Source organism: Kitasatospora sp. NPDC059571 (assembly GCF_042735675.1).
Lineage (GTDB): Bacteria > Actinomycetota > Actinomycetes > Streptomycetales > Streptomycetaceae > Kitasatospora.
This window is the reverse complement of the sequence record NZ_JBHWBW010000365.1, coordinates 1-8,076: the sequence shown is the minus strand read 5'-3', so window position 1 is coordinate 8,076 and position 8,076 is coordinate 1. Positions and strand designations below refer to the sequence as shown.

6 protein-coding genes are annotated in these 8,076 nt (G+C 74.6%); 1 reads left to right on the top strand and 5 read right to left on the bottom strand.

From position 1 onward, the window contains the following. Positions 1-108 precede the first annotated feature (108 nt). The 4 genes from ACFV0G_RS29655 to ACFV0G_RS29640 all read right to left on the bottom strand — a co-directional run bounded on the left by ACFV0G_RS29655 (position 109) and on the right by ACFV0G_RS29640 (position 6,822). A complete protein-coding gene (locus ACFV0G_RS29655) occupies positions 109-453 on the bottom strand; it encodes a VOC family protein (protein WP_380554723.1) in 345 nt (114 codons plus the stop codon). Positions 454-596: 143 nt separating this feature from the next. Then, the gene (locus ACFV0G_RS29650; protein WP_380554722.1) at positions 597-3,143 is read right to left on the bottom strand and encodes an ATP-binding protein; all 2,547 of its coding nucleotides are present in this window, start codon (positions 3,141-3,143) and stop codon (positions 597-599) included. Positions 3,144-3,225: 82 nt separating this feature from the next. After that, the gene (locus ACFV0G_RS29645; protein ID WP_380554721.1) at positions 3,226-5,145 is read right to left on the bottom strand and encodes an APC family permease; all 1,920 of its coding nucleotides are present in this window, start codon (positions 5,143-5,145) and stop codon (positions 3,226-3,228) included. A gap of 210 nt (positions 5,146-5,355) precedes the next feature. Then, positions 5,356-6,822 carry an MFS transporter gene (locus tag ACFV0G_RS29640; protein ID WP_380554720.1) on the bottom strand — a complete coding sequence of 489 codons (1,467 nt, stop codon included), beginning with the start codon at positions 6,820-6,822 and terminating at the stop codon, positions 5,356-5,358. Positions 6,823-6,984: 162 nt separating this feature from the next. Here ACFV0G_RS29640 and ACFV0G_RS29635 point away from each other — a divergent pair, with 162 nt between their 5' ends. Next, positions 6,985-7,431, top strand: a complete 447-nt coding sequence (locus tag ACFV0G_RS29635; RefSeq protein ID WP_380554717.1) for a MarR family winged helix-turn-helix transcriptional regulator — start codon at positions 6,985-6,987, stop codon at positions 7,429-7,431. 39 nt (positions 7,432-7,470) lie between these two features. On the opposite strand, the gene ACFV0G_RS29630 is transcribed toward ACFV0G_RS29635, so the two are convergent. After that, positions 7,471-8,076: pirin family protein (locus ACFV0G_RS29630; RefSeq protein ID WP_380554714.1), on the bottom strand; the 606-nt coding region annotated here is incomplete at its 5' end.

Here is an 8,076-nt window from a genome sequence, read left to right as displayed (position 1 = left end):
CGGCGCCGCCCCCCCCGCCCCCCCACGCCCCCCGCCGCCGCGCGCGGGGGGGGGGGGCCCGCGCCCGGCGCCGGGAGGCCGTGGCAGCCGATCCGGCAGGACGCGGGATCACGGGTGCTGGCGGAGCCCGATGACGTTGCCGTCCACGTCCTTGACGGAGGAGACGAGCATGCCGCCGCCGACGTCGTGCGGCTCCTCCTCGGACTCGGCGCCGGCCGCGATGAGGGCCCGGTGGGCGGCGGCGATGTCGGGCACGTCGCGGAAGCAGACCGGGCCGGTGAGGGCGCGCTCGTGGGCGTCGGGGACGAGGCCGATCTGGTGGCCCCCGACCTCGTAGCCGACGTAGTACGGGCTGTCCGTTGACGGTTCGACACCGAGGAACGTGCCGTAGAGCTCCTTGGCCCGGGCCAGGTCCTTGACGTGGTAGATGATCACGCTGATGCCGCTGCTCATGATGGGGGTGCTCCTGGATCTCGAAGTAGTGCCGCAGCGGTCCTACGGGATCCGCCGGTGATCCCACGGTACGTTCGGGCCTCGGCCGCGGGCTTCTCCGAAACTGATCGATCGGACGGCGCCGCCGGCGGAGGCTCCCGGTCTCAGATCCCGGGGTCGGGCCCGGGGGCCGGGACGGGGGCCGCGGCCAGGGTGAGCAGCATGGTGGTGCCGCCGCCCGGGGTGTCCTCGATGTCGAGCGAGCCGCCCATCGCCTCGGCGAGGCCGCGGGAGAGGGCGAGGCCGAGGCCCACGCCGGTGGTGTTGTCGGTGTCGCCGAGGCGCTGGAACGGCAGGAAGACGCGGTCGCGGTCGGCGGGGTCGATGCCGGGTCCGCGGTCGGCGATGCGGATCTCGACCCGGTCGTGCAGGCTGCTGGCGCTGACCAGGACGGGGGCGCCGGGCGCGTTGTGGCGCAGGGCGTTGGCGACGACGTTGGCGAGTACGCGTTCCAGCAGCGGTGCATCGGCCAGCACGGGCGGGGCCACGTCGAGGCCGAGCGGCCGCACGGGTGCGTCGCGGTCGGCCAGCGAGTCCAGGGCGCGCGGCAGTACGTCCCGCAGGTCGGTGGGCTCCAGGTGGAGGGTGAGGGCGCCGGCCTGGAGCCGGCTCATGTCGAGCAGGTTGTCGACCAGCCGGGTGAGCCTGACGAGCGATTCGTCGGCCAGGTCGAGGAGTTCGGCCCGGTCCTCCTCGGAGAAGCTGACCTCGGGGCTGCGCAGGGAGCCGACCGAGGCGAGCGCGGCGGCGAGCGGGGTGCGCAGGTCGTGGCTGACGGCGGCGAGCAGGGCGGTGCGCATCCGGTCGGCGGCCCGGATGGGTTCGACCTCGGCGGCGACGGTGGCGAGCCGGTCGCGCTCCAGGGCGGCGGCGACGTGCGCGGCGAAGGCGGTGAGGACGCGCTGGTCGGCGGCGGGCAGCCGGCGGCCGGCCAGGACGAGCGAGGCGCCGCTGCCGGCCGGGACCTCGGTGACGGCCCGGCCGGGTGTCGGGTCGCCGCCGGCGTCGCTGCGGGCGACGACGGCACCGCCGGCCCGGTCGAGCAGGGCGACCGAGTCCATCCCGAAGGCGGTGCGGGTCTTCTCCAGCAGCGCGGGCAGGGCGTCGGCGCCGCGCAGCACGCTGCCGGCGAGGGTGGAGAGCGTCTCGGCCTCGGCGGTGGCCCGGGCCGCACGGGCGGTCAGCCGGGTGGCGCGGTCGACGACGGTGGAGACGGTGAGGGCGACGGCGGCGAAGACGACGAGGGCGATGACGTTGTTGGGCTCGCCGATGGTGAAGGTGCGGACGGGCGGGATGAAGTAGTAGTTGAGCAGCAGCGAGGCGATGAGCGAGGCCAGCAGGGCGGACAGGGCCCCGCCGAGGAGGGCGACGGCGACCACCCCGAGCTGGAAGATCAGGGCGACCGTGGTCAGGTTGAGGGTGCCGGTGAGCGGCGACAGCACCGCGGTGAGCAGGACGGGCAGCAGCAGGCCGGCGGAGTAGCCGACGACGGTCCGGCGCGGGGAGTGCCGGCGGCCGAGCGCGGGGAGTCGTCCGCGGCCGGTGAACGCGTGGGTGACCATGTGGACGTCGATGTCCTCGGAGGCGTCGACGGTGGTCTCGCCGATGCCCGGCCCGGTGAGGAAGCGGGCCAGCCGGCCGCGTCGGCTGGTGCCGAGGACCAGCTGGGTCGCGTCGTGGGCGCGGGCGAAGGCGAGCAGCGCGGTCGGGATGTCGTCGCCGACCACGACGTGGTAGCTGCCGCCCAGGGATTCGACCAGCTGCCGCTGTTCGGCGAGGGTGCCCGGGGAGGCGCCGGCCAGGCCGTCGCTGCGGGTGACGTGGACGGCGAGCAGGTCGCCGCCGGCCGTCCGGTCGGTGATCCTGGCGGCCCGGCGGATCAGGGTCTCGCCCTCGGGGCCTCCGGTGAGGGCGACCACGACGCGTTCGCGGGCCTCCCAGACGCGGTCGATGTTGTGGGTGGCGCGGTAGTCGCGCAGGCCCTCGTCGACCCGGCCGGCCACCCAGAGCAGGGCGAGTTCGCGCAGCGCGGTGAGGTTGCCGACCCGGAAGTAGTGGGAGAGCGCGGCGTCCACCTTCTCTGCCGTGTAGACGTTGCCGTGGGCCATCCGGCGGCGCAGCGCCTGCGGGGCCATGTCGACCAGTTCGATCTGGTCGGCGCGGCGGACGACCTCGTCGGGGACGGTCTCCCGCTGCGGGATGCCGGTGATCTTGCGGACGACGTCGTTGAGCGACTCCAGGTGCTGGATGTTGACGGTGGTGATGACGTCGATGCCGGCGTCGAGCAGTTCGTCGATGTCCTGCCAGCGCTTGGCGTTGCGGCCGCCGGGGATGTTGGTGTGGGCGAGTTCGTCGACCAGGGCGACCTCGGGCCGGCGGGCGAGCACCGCGTCGAGGTCCATCTCGGTGAACTCGGTGCCGCGGTAGGTGCGGGTGAGCCGGCCGACGGTGTCGAGGCCCCGCAGCATCTCCTCGGTGTGCCGCCGGCCGTGGCACTCGATGAACCCGACCACCACGTCGGCCCCGCGCTCGCTGCGCCGACGGGCCTCGTCGAGCATCCGGTACGTCTTGCCGACACCCGGGGCCGCTCCCAGGTACACCCGGAGCCGTCCGCGTCGGAAGGGGGTGCCGGCGGTGAGGTCGCGGGGCATGGGCGCTGCTCTTTCGGTGAGGCACGGTCGCACGGGCGGGGTTTCTTCTCGGCACCGGGATGCCGGGGCCGACGGGTGAGGGCTAGGGCGTGTCCGACAAGCCCTGGCCGGGGCGCCGGGCCGGGTCGGGCTGCATCCGCAGCCGCAGGCGGCAGACCGCGGCGTCGGTGTGCCGCCGCAGGGCGCGGTCGATGACGGCGCCGCGCTGGTTCTGCAGGGCACGCTGCCAGAGGTGGGCGGGTTCGACCTCGGGGATGAGCACGGTGATCCGGTCGTAGGCGTTGGCGGCGCCGAGGCCGTTGACGAAGCCGGCCAGCGGCCGGCCGAGCCGGCGGTGCGCGTCGGCGACCTCGACCAGCGGCACGCCCGGCTGCCACAGCTCCCAGTCGCGGCGCAGTGCCTCGGCGCTGCGGCGGTCCTCGGCGTCGGGTTCGGTGGGGACGACGGTGACGGCGAGCACCTCGTCGCCGAGCGAGACGGCGGCGCAGAGCGCGTCCCGGGTGAGCCGGGTGATGGCGTGCACCGGGACGACGACCAGCGAGCGCTGCCGGGTGACCGCGCCGGGGATGCGGCCCAGTTGGAGGCGTTCGCCGATCCGCGCGTAGGTGCGGTGGATCAGTTCGAGGAGCAGGACGAGCAGCGGCAGTGCCAGGCAGACGCCCCAGGCGCCCTCGGTGAACTTGGTGGCGGTGACGACGAGGGCGGCGATGCCGGTGAGCAGTGCGCCGAAGCCGTTCAGCAGGGCCCGGCCCTGCCAGCGGGGGCCGCGCTCACGGCGCCAGTGTCTGACCATGCCGACCTGGCAGATGGTGAAGCCGACGAAGACGCCGATCGCGAAGAGCGGGACGAGGCTGTTGACGTCACCCCCGGAGGCGACCAGCAACGCGGCGGAGACGACGGCCAGGAAGAGCACCCCGTGCCGGTGCACCCGGTGGTCGGCGCGCAGGGCGAAGACGTGCGGGAGGTGGTTGTCCCGGGCGAGCAGGTGCATCAGCACCGGCAGGCCGCCGAAGGAGGTGTTGGCCGCCAGCGCCAGCAGGACGACGCTGGCGCCCTGCACGAGGTAGAAGCCGAAGCCGTGGCCGAGGGAGGCGTCGGCGAGCTGGGCGAGCACGGTGACGCCCTCGACGGGCCGGAGGTGGAAGCGGCCGATCAGGACGGCCAGGCCGATCAGCATCACGCCGAGCAGGCCGCCGAGGGCGACCTCGGTGCGCTGGGCGCGTCTGACGCCGGGTGTCCGGAACGAGGGCACGGCGTTGGCGACGGCCTCGACGCCGGTCAGTGCCGAGCAGCCGGAGGCGAAGGCCTTGAGCAGCAGCAGGACGCCGACGGTGGTGGCGTTGCCCGCCAGCGCGGACGCATGGCCCGCGGCGGCCGCGGTGCTCGCGGGGGCGTCCCGGAACAGGCCGACCACGATGATCGCCAGGATCGAGGCGACGAACACGGCGGTCGGCGCCATGAACCAGCGCGCGGACTCGGCGATGCCGCGCAGGTTCACGGCGGTCACCACCGCCAGCACGCCCAGGCAGAGCCAGACCCGGTCGCCGTACAGGCCGGGCAGGGCGGAGGTCAGCGCGGCGACGCCGGCGGTGACCGATACCGCGACGTTGAGGATGTAGTCGACGACCAGGGAGGCCGCGGCCACCAGCGCGGCGCGCCGGCCGAGGTGCGCCTTGGCCACGGCGTAGGAGCCGCCCCCGTCCGGGAAGGCCGCTATCACCTGCCGGTAGGAGGCCACCAGCACGGCGAGGAGCACCGCGATGGCCGCCGTCACCGGCAGCGTGAAACCGAGCCCGTAGGAGCCCGCCGCGGCGAGGACCAGCACGATCGACTCCGGCCCGTACGCCACGGAGGCCATCGCGTCGAGCGAGAGCGCCGCGAGTCCGCCGAGGGCGGTCAGCCGGTCCGGTTCGTGCCCCGGTCGGGGCGCCGGTCCGGGGGGCCGGGCCGCGGCGGTGCGCGGCAGGTCGGCCGCCAATGGGCCGGTGCGGGGTTCGGACATCGGGTGCCTCCGGGGTCGGTTCAGCTCCGATCCTGGGTGGTCCCGGGCAGGCACCGGCCGTTCCGTGCGCCCCCTTGACGCGGTCGCGGCCGACTTTGACGGATCCTTGACGCGGCGGGGCGCCCGCACCCCCTTGCGGCCGGCCCGCCGGCACGGCGCAGGCCCCGCCGGCGGGGACCGGCGGGACCTGGGGTCGGTCGGGTCCGCCGGTCAGGCGGTGCCGCGGCCGGCGCTGGGGACGGGCTCGTCGAGCGGTCCGGCGGGGAGGTCGGCCCCGGCGGCCGGGGCGGGCCGCCGGGCGGGGATGGTGAGCGCGACGGCCGCCGCCAGCAGGGCGACGCCGCACCCGATCAGCAGTCCGGTGCGGAAGCCGGCCTCGGACGGCAGCGCGCGGCCGCCGAGGTCCACGGTCATCCGGGCGAGCACGACGCCCACCACCGCCGCCGACACGGAGGTGCCGATGGAGCGCATCAGGGTGTTGAAGCTGTTGGCCGACGCGGTCGCCGACTGCGGCACGGCACCCATGATCAGGGCCGGCATGGCGCCGTAGGCGAGCGCGACGCCGGTGCTGCAGATGCAGGTGACGACGAGCAGGCCCCAGGCGGAGCCGAGCAGGGCCATCGAGGAGCCGTACCCGACCGCGATGACCAGGCTGCCGAGGGCGAGGGTGACCTTGGGGCTGCGGGCGGCGGAGAGCTTCGCGCCGAGCGGCGAGACCAGCATCATCATCAGGCCCGACGGCGCCATCCAGAGCCCGGTGGCCTGCATCGACCGGCCGAGGCCGTAGCCGGTGGCCACGGGCAGCTGCAGCAGCTGGGGGACGATCAGCGCCTGGGCGTACATGGCGAAGCCGACCACGACCGAGGCCGCGTTGGTGAGCAGGACCTCGCGGCGGCCGGCGAGGTGCAGGTCGACCAGGGGCGCCGCGGTGCGCAGCTCCCAGCGCCCCCAGGCGAGGAGCAGGACGGGCGCGGCGATCAGCAGGCCCAGGGTGGTGGGGCTGCCCCAGCCCCAGTCGGCGCCCTTCGAGACGCCGAGCAGCAGGCAGACCAGGCCTGCGCCGAGGCCGAGCGCGCCGACCAGGTCGAAGCTGCCCTTCGCGGTGGCGGGGGTCGCGGGGATCACCACCAGGATCAGTACGGCCACGATCGCGCCGAGCACCGCCGAGCCCCAGAACAGCACGCGCCAGTCGGCGTGTTCGGCGACCGCGGCGGCGATCGGCAGGCCGAGCGCGCCGCCGATGCCGAGCGAGGAGCTGATCAGCGCGATCGCGGAGCCGAGCTTCTCCGGGGGCAGGACGTCGCGAAGGGAGCTGATGCCGAGCGGCACCATGCCCATGCCGATGCCCTGGAGTCCGCGGCCGACGATCATCGGGACGAGCGAGCCGGCCAGGGCGCAGACCACCGAGCCGGCGATGAGCGGCACCATGCAGACCAGCAGCAGGCGGCGCTTGCCGTAGAGGTCGCCGAGCCGGCCGATCGCGGGGGTGGTGACGGCCGCGGCGAGCAGCGTGGCGGTGACCGCCCAGGAGGCGTTCGAGGCCGAGGTGTGCAGCAGGACCGGCAGCTGGCCGATCAGCGGCACCACCAGGGTCTGCATGATCGCGGCGACGATGCCCGCCGTGGCCAGGACGGCGACGACGGCTCCGGGTCGGGCGGTCGGCCTTGCGCCGTCCATGTGGCTCTCCCTTGTCTCGCTTGTCCCGGCGGGCGGGCGGTCTGCCCGGCCCCGCCAGGTGTGCACGATACATAGCGCATGGTTGATGCACAATGCATGCATGATGCACATCCCGAGGACTGTGCATACTGGCGAGCAGCCGCGAAGATCGGAGAGGGCGCCGTGGAGAAGCCGACGGACGTGATCGAGTACGAGACCATGCTGCTCGGACGGCACGTCCACATGACCGCCCGGAGCGCCGCCGGCAACCTGGACCGCAGCGCCTACATCCTGCTCAGCCGCCTCCGCATGGAGGGCCCGATGTCCATCGGGCAGCTGAGCGAGGCCTTCGGCCTGGACGCGTCGACCCTCAACCGGCAGACCGCCGCGATGCTGCGCGCGGGCCTGGTCGAGCGCATCCCCGACGCGGACGGCGGGATCGCCCGCAAGTTCCGGGTCACCGAGGAGGGCACCCGCCGCCTGGAGGAGGCGCGCACCGAGATGGTCCACGGCCTCGACCGGGTCATGGCCGACTGGTCCCCGGAGGACGTCGCCGTCTTCGCCGCCTGCCTCAAGCGATTCAACACCGACATCGAACGCGTCAGCGGCCGCCCCTGGCCCCGCCCCTGACCGGGCGACGGCCCGGCTCCGGGCGGGCCGCCCTGCGGGTCAGCGCGCCCTTCCCCGTGGCTTCAGGGGCAGTTGGGGCACCTCGGGAGCAGGCAGCCGAGCCCCGTCGTAGCCGTGCACCTCGCCGAAGCGGGTACCGGTCATCCATTCCTCGCGCGCCTGCCTGATGTCCCCGTCGGTCCGGGCGACGAAGTTCCACCACATCACGATCCGCTCCTCGAAGGGCTCGCCGCCGAGCAGCAGCAGCGAGGCGTCGGAGCGGGCCCGCAGCGGGAGTTCGGCGCGGCCGCAGCCGAGGTAGAGGATCGATCCGGGCTCCACCGGGACGCCGTCGACCAGCACCGAACCGGACATCGACAGCACCGCGTACTCGAAGTCGCGCTGCAGCGGCAGGCGGTGCTCGGCGCCGTCGCGCAGGGTCAGGTCGGCGCCGACGAGCGCCGAGTAGGTGGTGCCGGGCGAGGTGGCGCCGTCCAGGGTGCCGAGGATCAGCCGGGCGTCCAGGCCGGCGGCGGTGACCCGGGGCAGGTCGGGGTGGTGCTCGAAGTGCGGCTCGGTGTTCCGGTGGGCGTCCGGCAGGGCCACCCAGAGCTGGGCGCCGTGCAGCAGCCGGGCGTGGGTGCGCGGCGACTCCTCGGAGTGCGA